The organism is Vibrio sp. 1727, assembly GCF_033344415.1.
Taxonomy (GTDB): domain Bacteria; phylum Pseudomonadota; class Gammaproteobacteria; order Enterobacterales; family Vibrionaceae; genus Vibrio; species Vibrio alginolyticus.
Genome location: NZ_JAWPOT010000003.1, coordinates 175,201 through 191,196, shown reverse-complemented (window position 1 = coordinate 191,196; position 15,996 = coordinate 175,201). Strand labels below are relative to the sequence as shown.

At 45.2% G+C, this 15,996-nt stretch carries 13 protein-coding genes; 4 read left to right on the top strand and 9 right to left on the bottom strand.

Going from position 1 to position 15,996, the window contains the following annotated elements; genetic code table 11:
• From R8O10_RS05170 to R8O10_RS05160, 3 genes are read right to left on the bottom strand one after another with little or no spacing between them, the layout of a single operon-like run.
• Positions 1-891, bottom strand: a complete 891-nt coding sequence (locus R8O10_RS05170) for an ABC transporter permease (protein WP_318191169.1) — start codon at positions 889-891, stop codon at positions 1-3.
• Positions 888-1,712 (bottom strand): alkaline phosphatase family protein, encoded by an 825-nt coding sequence (locus R8O10_RS05165; protein WP_005373854.1) that lies wholly within the window; start codon positions 1,710-1,712, stop codon positions 888-890. Before R8O10_RS05165 ends, R8O10_RS05170 begins: the two co-directional genes overlap by 4 nt.
• Positions 1,713-1,724: 12 nt before the next feature.
• The gene (locus tag R8O10_RS05160) at positions 1,725-2,792 is read right to left on the bottom strand and encodes an ABC transporter substrate-binding protein (protein WP_005373851.1); all 1,068 of its coding nucleotides are present in this window, start codon (positions 2,790-2,792) and stop codon (positions 1,725-1,727) included.
• A gap of 210 nt (positions 2,793-3,002) precedes the next feature.
• Between R8O10_RS05160 and R8O10_RS05155 the strand changes: the two genes are divergently transcribed.
• A complete protein-coding gene (locus R8O10_RS05155) occupies positions 3,003-3,731 on the top strand; it encodes a UTRA domain-containing protein (protein WP_005387087.1) in 729 nt (242 codons plus the stop codon).
• A gap of 62 nt (positions 3,732-3,793) precedes the next feature.
• Here the strand turns inward: R8O10_RS05155 and R8O10_RS05150 are convergent, their stop codons facing one another.
• Positions 3,794-5,380, bottom strand: coding sequence for a BCCT family transporter (locus R8O10_RS05150; protein ID WP_005373846.1), 1,587 nt, complete (start codon positions 5,378-5,380; stop codon positions 3,794-3,796).
• A 303-nt stretch (positions 5,381-5,683) separates the two neighbouring features.
• Here R8O10_RS05150 and R8O10_RS05145 point away from each other — a divergent pair, with 303 nt between their 5' ends.
• A complete protein-coding gene (locus R8O10_RS05145; protein ID WP_318191168.1) occupies positions 5,684-8,092 on the top strand; it encodes a beta-mannosidase in 2,409 nt (802 codons plus the stop codon).
• A 101-nt stretch (positions 8,093-8,193) separates the two neighbouring features.
• On the opposite strand, the gene R8O10_RS05140 is transcribed toward R8O10_RS05145, so the two are convergent.
• The gene (locus tag R8O10_RS05140) at positions 8,194-8,448 is read right to left on the bottom strand and encodes a hypothetical protein (protein ID WP_086047535.1); all 255 of its coding nucleotides are present in this window, start codon (positions 8,446-8,448) and stop codon (positions 8,194-8,196) included.
• A 166-nt stretch (positions 8,449-8,614) separates the two neighbouring features.
• On the opposite strand from R8O10_RS05140, the gene R8O10_RS05135 reads away from it, so the two are divergent.
• Together R8O10_RS05135 and R8O10_RS05130 are read left to right on the top strand one after the other, a co-directional pair.
• A complete protein-coding gene (locus tag R8O10_RS05135; protein ID WP_054576155.1) occupies positions 8,615-8,980 on the top strand; it encodes a DUF6559 family protein in 366 nt (121 codons plus the stop codon).
• 137 nt (positions 8,981-9,117) lie between these two features.
• On the top strand, positions 9,118-10,152 hold the full coding sequence (locus R8O10_RS05130) for an ABC transporter substrate-binding protein (protein ID WP_047102765.1): 1,035 nt from the start codon (positions 9,118-9,120) through the stop codon (positions 10,150-10,152).
• Between the two features lie 106 nt (positions 10,153-10,258).
• On the opposite strand, the gene tyrS is transcribed toward R8O10_RS05130, so the two are convergent.
• From tyrS to ppsA, 4 genes are all read right to left on the bottom strand, one after another.
• The gene (gene tyrS / locus R8O10_RS05125; protein ID WP_054577720.1) at positions 10,259-11,518 is read right to left on the bottom strand and encodes a tyrosine--tRNA ligase; all 1,260 of its coding nucleotides are present in this window, start codon (positions 11,516-11,518) and stop codon (positions 10,259-10,261) included.
• A gap of 81 nt (positions 11,519-11,599) precedes the next feature.
• Complete coding sequence (locus R8O10_RS05120; RefSeq protein ID WP_021707696.1) at positions 11,600-12,406, bottom strand: response regulator transcription factor; 807 nt, start codon at positions 12,404-12,406, stop codon at positions 11,600-11,602.
• Positions 12,407-12,599: 193 nt separating this feature from the next.
• On the bottom strand, positions 12,600-13,379 hold the full coding sequence (locus R8O10_RS05115) for a hypothetical protein (protein ID WP_005373824.1): 780 nt from the start codon (positions 13,377-13,379) through the stop codon (positions 12,600-12,602).
• 170 nt (positions 13,380-13,549) lie between these two features.
• The gene (gene ppsA, locus R8O10_RS05110) at positions 13,550-15,922 is read right to left on the bottom strand and encodes a phosphoenolpyruvate synthase (RefSeq protein WP_318146604.1); all 2,373 of its coding nucleotides are present in this window, start codon (positions 15,920-15,922) and stop codon (positions 13,550-13,552) included.
• Positions 15,923-15,996: the final 74 nt, after the last annotated feature.

The window sequence follows — 15,996 nt, the reverse complement described above, 5'->3', positions numbered from 1 at the left end:
CTACTTCCTACCTGCATAGCTTTTCGAAATGAGCCATTGGTTAATCACTGTGATAAAGGCAAGTAACGCCATTAGAATCACCGAAATTGCAGCTGCGAGATTAGGTTCAAGGAACAGGTCTCCCGATACCAGGCTCGCAATTCGAATTGTGATGACGTTATAGTTACCGGAGGTCAGCGCATAAACACTCGCATATGCGCCAATTGTGTTGGCTATTAAGATAATAAAGGTACCGAATAAGGCTGGTGAGAGCACTGGCAGCGCGATTTTCGCCCAATACTGTGATGTTTTGGCTCCCAGTAGCGCAGCTGCTGCTTGCCAATCATCACTCAACGCGTCGAACGCAGGGTAGAGCAACAACACCGCCAGCGGGATTTGGAAGTAGATGTAAATGGCCAGCAGGCCCCATTTACCATAAAGGTCGAAATCACCGAGTAAGCCATACTGCTTGAGCAAAAGGGTAATCGCCCCATTGGTGCCCAAAATAATGATAAAAGCGAATGACAGAGGTACGCCTGCAAAGTTGCTGCTCATGTTCGTAAACGCAATCACACCGTCGCGGACTTTAGAATCGACTCTGCGTAGAGAAGAGACCAACAGAGTCGCAATGGCTAAGCCAAAAATGCTCGACCATACAGCTAACCACAAACTGTTGCCAAACGCCTGCATCATAAAGGCGGAGTCGAGCACTTCAATGTAGTTATCGAAGGCAAACTCGCCATCGTAGATAAAGCTGTTTAACAGTACCCAAATCATCGGTGCGAGTTGAAATAGGTAGAAAAACAGCGCGAAAGGCACCAACCAAATGGCTGGCTTAAAGCGCTTTAACCAAGTACTTGCCAAATTTGAGCGTGATTCGCTGGAGCTTGGGAAGAGGACTGAACTGCTCATAGTGCTAACAATTCCTGAGTGTATGGCTTCGTGTGGTCAAGGTTTAGCAATTGACAAACGGTGCCACAAATATCAGTTTGCTTAATATGACAATCTTGATGGGTAAACTTATCACCAATGACAAACAGGGGAACTTCTCGCTCTTCAGGTAAAATCCCACCGTGAGAAAGATCGTTGTTCATGCCATGATCGCTAGTCACAATGATTTGATACCCATCAGCAAGCCATTGATCGATGTAGTTGGAAAGAATAATGTCTGCACCTCGCGCACAATTGCGGTATTGGCGAGAGTCTAGGCCAAACTTATGTCCTGTATCGTCGATATTCATCGGATGGATCAGTAAGAAATCAGGTTGATAGTTGCGGCGTAAATACTCTGCGTCCAGGAACAAGGCTTCATCAGGATAATGATCCCAATGGTAAAAGCAGCCGTGCTGGATATTCAGGGTTTCATCATGCGTGAAACGATCGCGAACAGGTTCAAATGGCGCGCGATTATAAAGCTCACTTACCCAGTGGTAGGCAGCCGCAGCGGTCACTTTTCCTTGGGCTTTTGCCAAACTGAAAATGGAATCGTGTTTGGATAGACGAACGATATTGTTGTTTACGATGCCGCTTTCTACAGGGCGAACGCCCGTTAAAATGCACTCATAAAGTGGGCGAGACATAGAGGGCAGCTCACACTGCACAGGATAAAGCGTTGCGCGAGTTTCTTGTTGGGAACGACTTTGTTCTAGAAGACCATTGAGGTAGCCCATGCAATCACGGGCTACCTGATAGTTCAGTCCATCTAGAACAACAAGGATGACCTTATTGCTCATAACGATTTACTCTTATTGCTGGTGGATTAAGACACTTTCTTGCCATTGACGTGGCAGCTTACGTGCGGACTTTTCCCAAGCTGAGAAGTCAGTCACTGGGTGTACATTGCTGTATTGGTCATTAGCAATTAGCTTGTCTTGCACTGCTTGAGGCAGTGTGATGTTGGTGCGGATTGGACGCGCATAACCTTCTGCTAAGTTGATTTGCCCTTGATCGCTGAAGATGTATTCACGAGCAAGCTTTGCTGCATTAGGGTTCTTCGCGTATTTATTGATTATGGTTGTATAACCAGAAATCACAGAGCCATCTTGAGGAATGCTCACTGTAAAGCGGTCGCGGTCAATTTTGTCGCGGTAGTTCAATGCATTGAAGTCCCACATGATCGCCACTTCCACTTCGCCTTTTTCTAGGTTGGCGATGTTCGGATCGGTAAATGAAAGACGACCTTGCTTCGCGAGTTCAGAAAAGAATTTGAGCGCAGGCTTGAGGTTGGATTCGTCCCCACCGTTGGCGAACGCTGCGGCGAGAACCGCGTTGTTTGCCTGTGCTGCTACGCCTACGTCACCTACGGTCACTTTGTAGTCGCCTTTTAATAGGTCATCCCACGTTTTTGGCGCGTCTTTTACGAGGTTATTGTTGGAGATAAAAGAAATAGTGCCAGTGTAAGCAAGTGCCCAATGACCATCTTCGTCTTTTGCCCAATCTGGGATGTCATTCCAAGTTGTTGGTTTATATGGCTGAGTGACGCCTTTTTTAACCGCTACACGTGCGAAGGCAAAGCCTACGTCACCAATGTCTGCGGTCGCGTTTTTCTTCTCAGCTTCGAATTTTGCGATTTCTTGAGCCGAGCTCATATCCGTGTCTTGGTGCTTAAGGTTGTAATTTGACTTTAAATCAGCCCAAGTGTCTTTCCAGTTTGCCCAACTGTCAGGCATACCCACACTGTAAACCGCCCCTTCTTTTTGTGCTGCTGCTACCAAAGATTCAATATCGGCTTCTTTCGCTACTGTTGGCGTAGCGAGCGTTACCGCAATGATTGCCGCTGGTGCGGTAATTGAACGACTTAGCAAAGTTTTCATTGTCTCCATCCTTCTGGACTAGGTCAGTAAGTTCGCTTTGTATGCTATGGATGGAATGTGACGATTTAGCGCAAGTAATTTGACAGTTTTGCTGATTTTATATGGCACTTATATTTCATACGTTCAGTATGTGTTCTGTTGATTAATGTCATATTTTTGTTACGTAAACGCCTTATGTTATTCGTCAAATTATCCTTGGACTAGATCAGAATGAGAGCGACAGGCACCGGACAATTTGGTACCCAATTAGGAAAAATTAGAAGCAGCTTAAAACAGCAGATTCTTTCCGGCATCATGTCGGAAGGACAAAAACTGCCGTCAGAGAGAGAGCTCAGTGAGCTGTTTTCTACGACTCGAATCACAATCAAAGATGCGTTGGTGTCTTTGGAAACGGAAGGTCTTATTTATCGAGAAGAGCGCCGGGGTTGGTATGTATCTCCTGAGCGTATCTGTTACAACCCGTTGTCTCGTTCTCACTTCCATCAGATGATTCGAGAGCAGCATCGTATTGCAGAAACTAAGCTACTCAACGTGCGAAGTGAAATGGCCGCAGGTGAGTATGCCAAATCGTTAGAGGTGGAGCGAATTACCCCAATTTATGTAATTGAACGGTTACGTTTTATTGATGGGCGAGCGGTATTGTTTGTTGAGAACGTGCTCAAAGCGGCACTGTTTGAGGGTATATTGTCTGAGAACCTCACCATGTCCCTGACAGGCATTTATCGTGAGAAGTATGGTTACGAGACAAAGCGCTCTCGTTTTGATGTGATTCCCACGTCAGCTCCTGCTCATGTCGCTAAGGCGTTGAACCTAGCTGAAGGACAACCCGTTCTGAAAATTCGGCGGGTAAACTACAAACAAGATGGGCATTTAATGGACTGCGAATTCGAGTATTGGCGTCCAGACGCAGTGATGATTCGCATTGATAGCGTAGGATAAAGCGCAGAATTAAAAAGAGCCCAATGAAGGGCTCTTTTTCGCATATTGGTTAGAGAGGCGGTTTAAACGAGGCCTTGCTCTTTCGCCATTCTGCTTGCAATGCCGGGTGCTTTCCAAATGCTTGGCAGCAAAATGAAAGACACAGGTACGGCAGTAATTACAATGAAAGACTGCAATGCAGAAATACCACCAGAGCCCATTGAGATGAGCGCAATAGCGACAATACCCATAATCAGACCCCAGAACGAGCGAATCACTGCGTTTGGTTCTGTTGAGCCCGTCATCACTACACTGATTGTGTAAGTCATCGAGTCACCCGTCGTCACGATAAATGTTGTCGTTAAGATCAGGAACAGAACCGAAATGATCATTGGGTAAGGTAATTCACCAGTAATCGCTAGCAGTGCTGCAGGCAAGTTAAAGCCTTCAAACGCAGATGAAATCAAACCAGGGTTATCAAGTTCAAACGCAAGGCCACTGCCACCAACGATACTAAACCAGAAGCAAGTAATCAGCGGTGCCGCGATGCTAATAGACATGATTAATTGGCGAATTGTACGACCACGAGAGATACGAGCAATAAAGATCGCCATCATTGGGCCATAACCGATAAACCAACCCCAGAAGAATACTGTCCACCAACTTAGCCAGCCTGTATCACCACGGTAAAGTGCCATAGGGAAGAAGTTATCCACCATACGACCAACGCCTTGCACGTAGCCATCAACGATAAAGCTTGTCGGCCCGAAGAACAGGATGTAACCAATTAATAGTACAGACAAAATGATGTTGTAACGACTGACGATTTGAATACCCTTGCTCAAACCGCTCAGTGCGGAAAGGGTATACATCAGGATCGCCGCCATGATAACCATGCTTTGCGTTACGAACGTATCTGGCAGGCCAAACAATGAGTTTAGCGCGTAGCTAATTTGTAAACCTAAGAAGCCGATAGGACCGATGGTTCCTGCTGCTACTGCAATGATGCTACATGCGTCAGCAACATCACCAATCCAGCCTTTAATGGCTTTATCACCAAAAACAGGGTAAAGCAGAGTACGCGGCTTAAGAGGCAGGCCTTTATCGTAATGCAAGTGCATTAAGACAATGGAAGATAGACCACCAAGGATCGCCCAAGCTAAGAAGCCCCAGTGCATAAAAGACTGAGATAGGGCATTGATTGCGGCAGTTTTCGGTGAGGCTTCCCCGTATAGAGGCGGAGCAGTCACAAAGTGCGCGATAGGCTCAGCTGCGGCCCAGAACACACCACCACCTGCAAGTAGAGTACAGAGTACGATTGACAACCACTTAAAGTTATCAATATCAGGTTTCGCTAGACCACCTAGGCGCACATAACCAGTGCGACCAAACGCAAGAGCCAAACCAATTAGGAAATTCAGAAGAAGCAGTACTTGCCAGTAAGCTCCGAAATATTTAGTAGCAAAGCCGAAGCCGGTGTTAACCATTGCGGTTAGAGAGTCGGTATTCGTTAGAGCAAGTAAAACGAATAGAGTGAGGAAGCTACCACTTAACCAAAAGACAGGATTGGTGAGTTCGAGGCGCTTGAGTAAAGATGGGGGATGAATAGCAGAATAGTCAGCATCCTGAATAGGCGCTGTGTGGGAGGCGGCATTCGTCATATTTGACATAATTACTTCGCTTTTTAGGGCTATGAAGCCGTGCATTTCCCCTCACATCGTTTCAACGAAAAGTGTGAGGATGTTCAAAAAGCCGATGATGTTAACATGTCGAAGTTGCAAATATAACCTTAGATTTCGATTAATTTTTAACAGGTTAGCCAAGTTGCTGATTTTTGGGTAGAGATCAAAAGAAAGAGTTTTTACGTGAAATGCACCGCATTTCGTATGTAATTAACATTTCCCTTGTTTTTGCATGGGATTATCAGGATTACATTGAGAAAATATGTTTTTCCCAAGCTAAGGTTTAACTCGATGACTCACTTCGAACTTAACGGGCAGTGGATGCTTACCTCGCCACAGCGTACCAATCTTGAAATTCCAATGTTTATTCCGGGCGATAATGTGTCGGCGCTTTTACAAGCAGAGCAGATTCCAGATCCTTATTTTGCCGATAATGAAAACAAAGTTCGATGGATTGAAGAGTGTGAGTGGCATATCTCACGTGAGTTTGAAGTCGACGCGTTTACGTTGTCTGCCAAGCAAATTTGGATGACGCTAACTCGTGTAGATACCTTGGCAACCTTCTATGTTAATGGTGAGTTAGCACTAACTTGCAGCAACATGTTTACCCAGCGACGTGTGGATATTAAACCGCATTTAAAGCAAGGTACTAACACGATTCGGGTTGAGTTTGCTCGGGTGGATTTAGAAGGTATCGCAAGAGCAAAAAAACTGCCATTTCCTATTCCATCGGCAATGGGCAACAACCAAATTCCACACATGAACTTGATCCGCAAAACACAATGCCATTCCGGATGGGACTGGGGCATTTGCTTGATGGTATCGGGTATTTACGACCCCATTCAAATCGACATTGTGAATGAGCTTTGGCTCAAAGGCTTCTCGACAGAGCAGCAATGGCAAGCCGATGGGAGTGTGTTTCTTGATGTAGTAGTTGAAGTGGAAACGGACAGTCAACGCCATGAAATGATGGTTGAATTTAATGGTGAGCGTCAATGTATTCAAACAAAAGGAAGTGGTCACTATCATTGCCAGTTCCACATTTTGGAGCCTCAACGCTGGTGGCCATCGGGTTATGGCGAAGCGTATCTCTATCCCATTACCATTTCTTGCAGAGAGCAAAAGTTAACGCACAACATTGGTTTGCGTCAGTTAACCCTAAATAACCAAGCTGATGAGCACGGCTCTGCAATGGAATTTATCGTCAATGGCGTACCTATTAATGCTAAAGGTGCCAACTGGATCCCTATTGACGCAATGCCGGGGCGAGAGTGCGAAACACGTTATCGCAACCTTTTGCAAAGTGCGGTTGATGCCAACATGAACATGATTCGCGTATGGGGCGGTGGTCAGTACGAGACTGAAACCTTTTATAACCTTTGTGATGAACTTGGCTTGTTGGTGTGGCAAGACATGATGTTCGCCTGCTCGTTGTACCCATCAAACGACGAGTTTTTAAAAGACGTAGAAGAAGAACTTAGATTCCAAATCCCGAGGCTCAAAGAGCACCCATCAATCGCACTTTGGTGTGGTGACAATGAAGTGATTGGAGCTATTGGTTGGTATGACGAATCTAAGCGCAGTAAAGTCAAATACACGGTTAACTACGATCGCCTCAACCGCATGATTGAGAAGGAGATTACCGAGCAAGATAGCACTCGCCGTTTCTGGCCCAGTTCCCCGTGTAATGGTGAACTGGATTTCGGTGATGCGTGGCATGATGATAGTAAAGGCGATATGCACTTTTGGGACGTTTGGCATTCAGGAAAATCATTCAGTGCCTACGTTGACGTGAATCCTCGCTTTTGCTCTGAGTTTGGTTTTCAATCTTGGCCATCTTTTGCTGAAGTTAAGCGGTTTTTCCCTGAGCAAGACTGGAATATTACATCCCCAACTTTTGAACAACATCAGAAGAACCCTCGAGGTCATAGTATTATTACAGAGATGTTCACGCGCTATTTCCGTTTTCCCTCTGGATTCGAGAACATGCTGTATTTAAGTCAAGTTCAGCAGGCAATCGCGATCAAAACTGCATGCGATCATTGGCGTGCCATTTCTCCAGTTTGTCGCGGCATGCTGTACTGGCAACTCAACGATAACTGGCCTGTCAGTTCTTGGTCTAGTTTGGAATACAGTGGTCGATGGAAGCAGTTGCACTACCATGCGAAGCGATTTTTTGCGCCACAGTATTTGGTATTTTCCGAGCATACAGGCAAGTTGAGCCTACATTTGCTCAATGATGCCAAAGAGTCCGCAAGCGTCAACACACTGCTTAAGTGGGTAGATTGGCAAGGGGAAGAAAAGCAATGTTGGAGCTTAGAACAAACAGTCATAGCAGACAGCAATACGATTTTGTGGCAATTGGATGAATCGATCGAGAAGGACGAACTTACGTCAGGCTTCTTGTATGTTGAAGCGCAAATCGGTGAAGACAGAATAAGCAACACATGGTTTAGTACTCACGAGCTAAAAACCTTGCCGATAGCGAAAGCCAATATAGGTGTCTCTATTGAAGGGAGGAAAATTACATTGATTGCGGATAAGCCTGCGTTTTTTGTTCATTTGGAGAGTGATGCTGATGGAAGGTTCAGTGACTCTAGTTTTACTCTGTTGGCCAAGGTTCCAATGACGGTTGAGTATTTAGGTGATGATGTTTCAGGTATGCAGCAGTCGTTGAGGGTATGCCACCTTAATGATTAAAGCGGGCATAGAACATCTACATGCTGATAACTAAAAAGGGAGCGTTTGCTCCCTTTTTAGTTACCAAGTATCCGTTATTAAGCTCAGGTTGAGACAGAAGTTTATTTAAGTTTCTGATGGACCCGATAGCTAACGACAAAGCCAATGTAGAATAGTGCAGCAAGAGTAATCACTGCCGTCGCGTACGCCAGCAGGCTGTTTAACCCTAAACCAAAAGCCAAAGTGAAGGCGATACCATGAATGGCTTCCGCAGGGATTCGGTACCAAGCAGAGTGGACGGAAGATCCGAAGAGGATAAAGGTATTAAGTAAGACAATCGTGCCGCCTATAAAGCCGACCCATCTGCTGTTGTTCATGTTGCAGTCTCAGGGGTTACCGAGGTAACGTAACAAAATATTTCAGGATCGTATTATACAACCGATCATCGCGAAAAGCGCTAGAGAAATTTCGCGGATAAAACAGAGTGTTTTAATTCGAACAGAAGAATACGACATAGCCAACTTAATACAGGAATAACAAAACATGTTGAGATTTATACAACGTCGCCGCATTAAGAAAGTGATTAAGCTAATGAGTACCAGATTGATAGTGGGATACGGCAGTCGTGAGTACTTTTCGGTTGGTCAGGTAAAGACGAGCACCAGCGAGTTAAGCTTAAGCGCGTGCCAACAAAAAATTGCGTTGGCGTTGTATGCGAATCCGCAAGATCTTGATTTGGAAAACCAACCAGAATTGCAAGCAATACGCTCAGACGTGGCGCATGATTTCTTTTCTGGTGCCGATTATACCGCTCAAGATGTGCTTAATTTACTCGGCTCTGGTGGCTGGAAAGGCGGTCGAATGGAAGATGGAATGTCTCATCATTTTGGTATGCACAGTCGATATTAAAAACATGCGTTAATTTTATAAATTCGATAAATATTTTTGCTGTTAAAGATTAATTAAATTTTCTTTCAATTGGGTAATAATTACCTAATTATGCACCCGAATCCCAGCGCGTCGCTGGACTGGTTGGATCGCATACCATGAAATTAATCATCAAAGGATTGGGGCTGAGTGCTCTTGTGCTCAGCATGTTTGCTCATGCAGATAGCAAAACGTTGAACGTTTATGCATGGGGTGGCTATTTGCCGGAAGCATCGTTAAAAGCGTTTGAAAAACAAGAAGGCGTTACGATTAATTATTCGACCTTTGAGAATAATGAATCAATGTATACCAAGCTAAAATTGCTAAAAGGTTCTGGTTACGATGTGGTTTTTGCTTCTGCGTACTTCATTGAAAAAATGGGGCGAGAAGGGCTGCTTTCGAAAATAGATCACGCTCAAGTGCCAAACATGCAAGACACAATGGACGGTTTACTTGGCCAAGCGCACGATCCTAAAAATGATTACTCGCTGCCTTATATTTGGGGCATTACCGGGATCAGCTACAACGAATCCATGGTTGAGCAACCAGTGACCAAATGGGCAGACTTATGGGAGTCTCAATACGAACAACAAGTCATGTTGATTGATGACGTCCGCGACGTGTTCGGTATGGCGCTGAAGAAAAATGGCCATAGCGTGAATACAAAAGACGAAGCTGAAATCGAGCAGGCTTTTGATTCTCTAGTAGCGCTGAAAAACAACGTATTACTGTACAACTCAGATGCGCCGCAAGTCCCTTACGTGTCCGGTGAAACATCGGTCGGCATGCAATGGAACGGCAACGCATTCCAAGGACAGGTTGAAATGCCTGAGCTGAAGTTCGTGATGCCGGAAGAGGGCGCGGTATTGTGGATGGACAACTTCACTATTCCGTCTGGCAGTAAAAACAAAGCATTGGCGCATAAATTTATTAACTTCATGTACCAATCAGAGAACCAAGCGGAAATCGTGACCAGTTTGGGTTATGCGTCGGCAACGAACGCTGGGCGTGACAAATTGCCAGAAGAGTTGAAAAATAACCGTACTATTTTCCCTTCATCAGAAGACATGAAAAAAGGCGAGTTTATTAATGATGTTGGCGCAGAAACGTTAGCGATTTACGAAAAGTACTGGCAACGTTTAAGAACGCAATAAGCAACGCCTTTGCCTATTGTTAGGCTTAAAATCGTTCAAATTTGAATTCCCCTCATCACGAAAGCGGTGAGGGGAATTTTTTATGGGCTTTGTACTGCGAGTGTTACTACGCGGCACGCTTCACGAGGCAGAAGTGCTTTTTACCGCGTTGCAGTAACCAATATTGATCAAACAGTGGGAAGCTCAAACTTGGGTTATCAGCCGACACTTTTTCACCGTTTACACTGATGGCGTTGTTGCTGATGTGTTCGCGTGCAACACGCTTCGAACTTGCTAAACCCGACTCAATCAACAGCTCAACCAAATCTTGTTGTGCGCTCTCAATGCTTGGTAAACCATCCAACTCCAATTGTTTTAATTCACCCAAACTCAGTTGTTGCACATTACCGCTGAATAAAGCTTGAGTGATGCGCTCGGCGCTAGCTAGGCCTTCTTCGCCATGAACAAATCGCGTCATTTCCTCAGCGAGGATACGTTGTGCTTGTGGCTTACCTTGGCTTGCTTGGTCTTGCGCTTCAATGCTGGCAATTTCTTCGCAGCTCAAGAATGTGTAGTAACGCAAGAAGTGGTAAACGTCTGCGTCTTCTGCGCCAAGCCAGAACTGGTAGAACGCGTAAGGAGAGGTTTTGCTAGGATCTAGCCATACTGCACCGCCTTCGGTTTTGCCAAATTTGGTACCATCGGATTTGGTGATCAGCGGCAGAGTTAAGCCAAATACTTGCTCACCATTTTGACGGCGAGTTAAATCGATCCCGCTGACGATGTTTCCCCATTGGTCATTGCCACCGATTTGCAAACGGCAACCGTATCGACGGTTTAGCTCGGCAAAATCGTACGATTGCAGTAGGGCGTAGCTAAATTCGGTGAAGGAGATACCTTGGTCAGGTCGTTGCAGGCGTTGTTTTACCGATTCTCGGTTGACCATAGTATTGATCGAGAAGTGCTTACCCACATCGCGGAAGAAGTCGATCACATTGATCGCTTTCATCCAGTCAGCGTTGTTCACCATGATCATCGGCTTGGTCAGTTGGTGGTTCATCAACTGCTGAATTTGATTAGAAAGATCGTTAACCCAGCCTGAGACGATTTCCTCTGAGTTCAGACTGCGCTCAGTCGCTTTAAAGCTTGGGTCGCCAATCATGCCCGTTGCACCGCCAATCAAGGCAACAGCTTGGTGTCCGGCATCTTGAAAGCGCTTAAGCATAATCAAAGGCACGAGGTGGCCGATATGCAAGCTGCCAGCTGTAGGATCGAAGCCGCAGTAAACGGTTTGTGGCTGTGAGAGAAGTGTCTGAATTTCTTCCAAATCGCTGGCTTGTGCAATCAAGCCACGATCTTGTAAATCTTGCAGTAATGGTGTCGTCATTCTTTTTGTCTGTCTTAGTGGTTGTTACATTTAGACTAAAACGCGACACCTTTTCTCGATATATCCCTTAAGGGACAGTTTTTATCTTGAATGGAGAATGAGGTGATTGAGGAAAAGCTGGAATAACTCACTCAATGAAGACACATTTAATTGCGAGTAAATTCGCTTTCGATGATTTTTGACCGTGCCTTGAACTAAGTGTAACCGCGCGGCAATTTCTTTGGTGTCAAACCCTTGAGCGAGAAGCGAAGCCACCTCTTGTTCGCGACGGGTGAGTGATTCTACGCCAAACGTTGCTAAAGCTTGCTCAATGGCTAATCGCATACTGCCAGAATAAGCACTCTGTGCAAAAACAGGCTCAGAAAAGGTAAATTCCGTTTGTTTCCAATGCTGCTGACAAAGCGACTGAATTATCGGGAAATAGGGCTTTAGCTTATTGATTTGTTGCTGAGAAAAGTATTTTCCATCAGTCATATATCCGAAGTACAGCATGACCCAACGGCCAGATTCAACTTCGACTAGCATGCTAAGCTCGTCTTTCCACCCTGTTTGATGATAGAACTGCTCGCAGTATGAGGTGAAGTCAACGCCTTTACGCGCCACGTCTTTGAGCGTAAATACGCCTTGTTGCTTTGTCTCGTTTAGTTTGAGAAAAAAAGGGTCATTTTGAAATGAGTCAGTAAGGTAGCGTTGAAAAAGTAACTCTCGCTCGTTCTCAATTGAGTCGTAGAGATAAATAGGATGTTTACCTTCTCGGTAACCTAAAATAACTGCGCAATCAAAATGAAAAAGAGTGCGAATGACACGCATAAGTTTAGGAGTAAAGTTAGGCGTGTTAAGAGCAGAAATTGCTTCTGCTAGCAGATTATTAAAGTTATTGTCAGGCATGGGATACCGAATTGCAGGTGGTTTTGCGCAAGCATAACCAAAAGCAATCCAACGAGAAAGGGAAGTCGCCATCTTCTGGTGACTTCCATAGAGAAAGTTGCGTAAGTGCTCAGTTTTGAGGAATCATATCCCCGTTAACTTATTGATAAGGGTGCATAACAACGGTTTTATTTAAGCGATTAGTTGCTATGCATTACTGCGAGTTAGTGAGCTCTTCGTTAACCCAGTATTTAGAACCAGACACGTTAGCATCGATGAGTAAACCTTTAGCGTTCAACTGATAGACGGCGACGCCGCTGTTAAATTGTTTTGAAAGTTGCTCTGAATCTTCGCCCGCAACAGCAGAGGCTTCACTTGTGGCCTCCCATCCTTCGTTGACGAACGTATCAAAATCTTCTTTGCTCTCAAACAGAACCACTTGTTGGTAAAATTTGCCGCCAGCCCCAAGTGCAACGCCCAAACCAAACATATTCATATAAGTGCGTTCTTCTGTTTCCTTATTCACTGCGACTCCTGACCCTGAGTTGGTGTGAAACAGCAAAGATAATTTACGAGAATCAAAGACCGCGTAGCCGTACGCGTTGTCGTAAATAGCTTTTGCCTCCGGCTTTTCATTAAATAACTTGAGCAAAGCGCTATCTGCCATTAAGTCCACGGCTTGGCGAGCTTCTTCTGGCGTATCGCCTTCCATCAGCTCATCAATTTTTTTGTCGGCAGCATCTATCCATTCTTTGCTTTTCTCGATGCTGGCTTCTGTCCATTCGCCTGCGGTATTGATCGCTTCCTCGGACCAGTTCGTGAAATCTTGCCACGCTTGTTTTGAAAACGCTTTGGTATCGTCCCAAGCATCTTGTGCAGTATCAGAAACTGCGTCGCCAAGCTCAGACATTTTATTGGAAATTTCATCCCAATCGGCATAAGCAGGGGATGCCAGGAGCATCAATGTAGTAAGGAGTGCGATAGGCTTTTTCATCAAATTCTCTCTGGAGTTATCGATATACCATTCATTTTAGGTCATCAGACTTTGATAATGAAATTGACTAAATGACGAACTTGAGAGAGGAATCACGAACTGATTGTGAAATGACGTGTGAATAACAAAGCCCTCACAAGGGGAGTGTGAGGGCTAGAGTTTATCGTGTGTTACTTGCTGCTAACTTTACCGAGTTTTAACCAAGTATCGATAACCGTATCTGGGTTTAGTGATACAGAGCTAATACCTTGATCCATTAGCCATTCCGCTAAGTCGTCGTGGTCTGATGGGCCTTGACCACAAATACCAACGTATTTGCCTGCTTTTGTTGCTGCATCAATCGCCATCTGAAGCATCACCTTAACCGCTGGGTTACGCTCATCAAATAGATGTGCAACATCGCCAGAGTCACGGTCAAGACCAAGCGTTAGCTGAGTCATGTCGTTTGAGCCAATCGAGAAGCCATCAAAGTACTTTAAGAACTCATCGGCAAGGACCGCGTTGGATGGCAGTTCGCACATCATGATGACTTTAAGGCCCTGATCGCCACGGCGCAGATCAAACTTCGCTAGCAAATCAATCACTGATGCTGCTTCGCTTGGTGTACGAACAAATGGGATCATGATTTCAACGTTTTTCAGACCCATTTCGTTACGAACGCGTTTGATTGCTTGAGTTTCTAACTCGAAGCAGTCTTCAAACACTGGAGAAATGTAACGAGACGCGCCACGGAAGCCAAGCATTGGGTTTTCTTCATGCGGTTCGTATGCTTTACCGCCAACCAAGTTGCTGTATTCGTTAGACTTAAAGTCAGACATACGAACAATAACGCGTTTCGGCCAAAATGCCGCAGCAATGGTTGCGATACCTTCTGTCAGTTTGCTTACGTAGAAATCGATAGGATCTTTGTAACCACGAATACGCTGAGTGATTTCTGTTTTTAGCTCATCGCTTTGTGCATCAAAGTTAAGTAATGCTTTCGGGTGGATACCAATCATCTTATTGATGATGAATTCAAGGCGCGCAAGACCAACACCCTCATTTGGAATTTGTGCGAAGTCAAACGCGCGATCAGGGTTACCCACGTTCATCATCACTTTTGTTGGTAGCAGTGGCAGTTCATCAACAGAAGAGCGTTTTACATCAAACTCAAGTTCACCTTGGTAAACGTAGCCCGTTTCACCTTCAGAACAAGATACGGTCACGGTTGCACCATCGGTTAACTTGCTTGTCGCATCGCCACAGCCAACGATTGCAGGAATACCAAGCTCACGAGCGATGATGGCAGCGTGGCAAGTACGGCCACCACGGTTGGTTACGATTGCAGATGCTTTTTTCATCACTGGTTCCCAATCTGGGTCAGTCATGTCTGTAACTAGCACGTCACCTTCTTGGACTAAAGACATTTGGTCCAGAGAGTCAACCAAGCGAACCACGCCTTTACCGATGCGCTGACCGATTGCACGACCTTCAACCAAAACATCTGCTTTGTTTTGTAGCTCGTAGCGCTCAATCACGTTTTGTTCCGTTTGTGAACATACGGTTTCAGGACGCGCTTGAACAATGTACAGCTTGCCATCAATACCATCTTTTGCCCATTCAATGTCCATTGGACGCTGATAGTGCTTTTCGATGATCATTGCTTGTTTTGCGAGCTCTTTGATCTCGTCGTCGTTCAATGAGAACGTGTTGCGTTCTTCATCAGAAGTATCAACGATATCAACTTGTTTGCCGATTTCTTGGTTATCTGAGTAGATCATTTTGATCAACTTAGAACCAAATGTTTTCTTAACGATTGGGTGTTCGCCTACTTCAAGCATTGGCTTGTGAACGTAGAACTCGTCAGGGTTTACTGCACCTTGAACGACCATCTCGCCTAGACCCCATGAAGAGGTGATGAAGACAACTTGGTCGAAACCCGATTCAGTGTCTAGTGTAAACATAACACCCGACGAGGCTTTATCTGAACGCACCATACGTTGGATACCCGCAGATAGCGAAATGCCACGGTGGTCGAACCCTTGGTGAACGCGGTAAGAAATCGCACGGTCGTTAAATAGAGAAGCGTAAACGTGCTTAGTTGCTTCTAGTACTGCGTCGATGCCTTTCACGTTCAAAAACGTTTCTTGCTGACCAGCAAAAGAAGCATCAGGTAGGTCTTCTGCCGTAGCAGATGAACGAACTGCGACTGAAAGCTCAGGATTGCCTTCGATCAGTTCTTGGTAATTTTCACGAATTTCTTGTTCAAGGTCCGCAGGGAAAGGGGCCTCTAATACCCATTGACGAATGTTTGCACCTGTCTTACGCAGAGCTTCTACATCTTCAACGTCTAGTTCATCGAGTAATTGGTGAATACGCTCATCCAAACCTTCGTGGTCAAGGAATTGGTTAAACGCGTATGAGGTTGTCGCAAAACCATTTGGTACAGAAACGCCTGCGTTTGCTAGGTTAGAAACCATTTCGCCAAGTGAAGCATTCTTACCGCCGACTTTGTCGACATCATCCATGGATAGGCCATTGAACCAGAGGGTGTTCTTTTGCATGTCTTTCTCCAGAAACATTGCAGCTTAGTAGGGGGACTTAAATCGATCTAAACAATCGCATGTTGGCTGTTATT

Excerpts from the sequence above, each read along its gene's own strand:
- R8O10_RS05145 (WP_318191168.1), top strand. The coding sequence starts at position 5,684 with ATGACTCACTTCGAACTTAACGGGCAGTGGATGCTTACCTCGCCACAG.
- R8O10_RS05115 (WP_005373824.1), bottom strand. The coding sequence starts at position 13,379 with ATGAAAAAGCCTATCGCACTCCTTACTACATTGATGCTCCTGGCATCC.
- R8O10_RS05130 (WP_047102765.1), top strand. The coding sequence starts at position 9,118 with ATGAAATTAATCATCAAAGGATTGGGGCTGAGTGCTCTTGTGCTCAGC.
- R8O10_RS05150 (WP_005373846.1), bottom strand. The coding sequence starts at position 5,380 with ATGTCAAATATGACGAATGCCGCCTCCCACACAGCGCCTATTCAGGAT.
- R8O10_RS05155 (WP_005387087.1), top strand. The coding sequence starts at position 3,003 with ATGAGAGCGACAGGCACCGGACAATTTGGTACCCAATTAGGAAAAATT.
- R8O10_RS05165 (WP_005373854.1), bottom strand. The coding sequence starts at position 1,712 with ATGAGCAATAAGGTCATCCTTGTTGTTCTAGATGGACTGAACTATCAG.
- R8O10_RS05140 (WP_086047535.1), bottom strand. The coding sequence starts at position 8,448 with ATGAACAACAGCAGATGGGTCGGCTTTATAGGCGGCACGATTGTCTTA.
- R8O10_RS05160 (WP_005373851.1), bottom strand. The coding sequence starts at position 2,792 with ATGAAAACTTTGCTAAGTCGTTCAATTACCGCACCAGCGGCAATCATT.
- tyrS (WP_054577720.1), bottom strand. The coding sequence starts at position 11,518 with ATGACGACACCATTACTGCAAGATTTACAAGATCGTGGCTTGATTGCA.
- ppsA (WP_318146604.1), bottom strand. The coding sequence starts at position 15,922 with ATGCAAAAGAACACCCTCTGGTTCAATGGCCTATCCATGGATGATGTC.
- R8O10_RS05170 (WP_318191169.1), bottom strand. The coding sequence starts at position 891 with ATGAGCAGTTCAGTCCTCTTCCCAAGCTCCAGCGAATCACGCTCAAAT.
- R8O10_RS05135 (WP_054576155.1), top strand. The coding sequence starts at position 8,615 with ATGTTGAGATTTATACAACGTCGCCGCATTAAGAAAGTGATTAAGCTA.
- R8O10_RS05120 (WP_021707696.1), bottom strand. The coding sequence starts at position 12,406 with ATGCCTGACAATAACTTTAATAATCTGCTAGCAGAAGCAATTTCTGCT.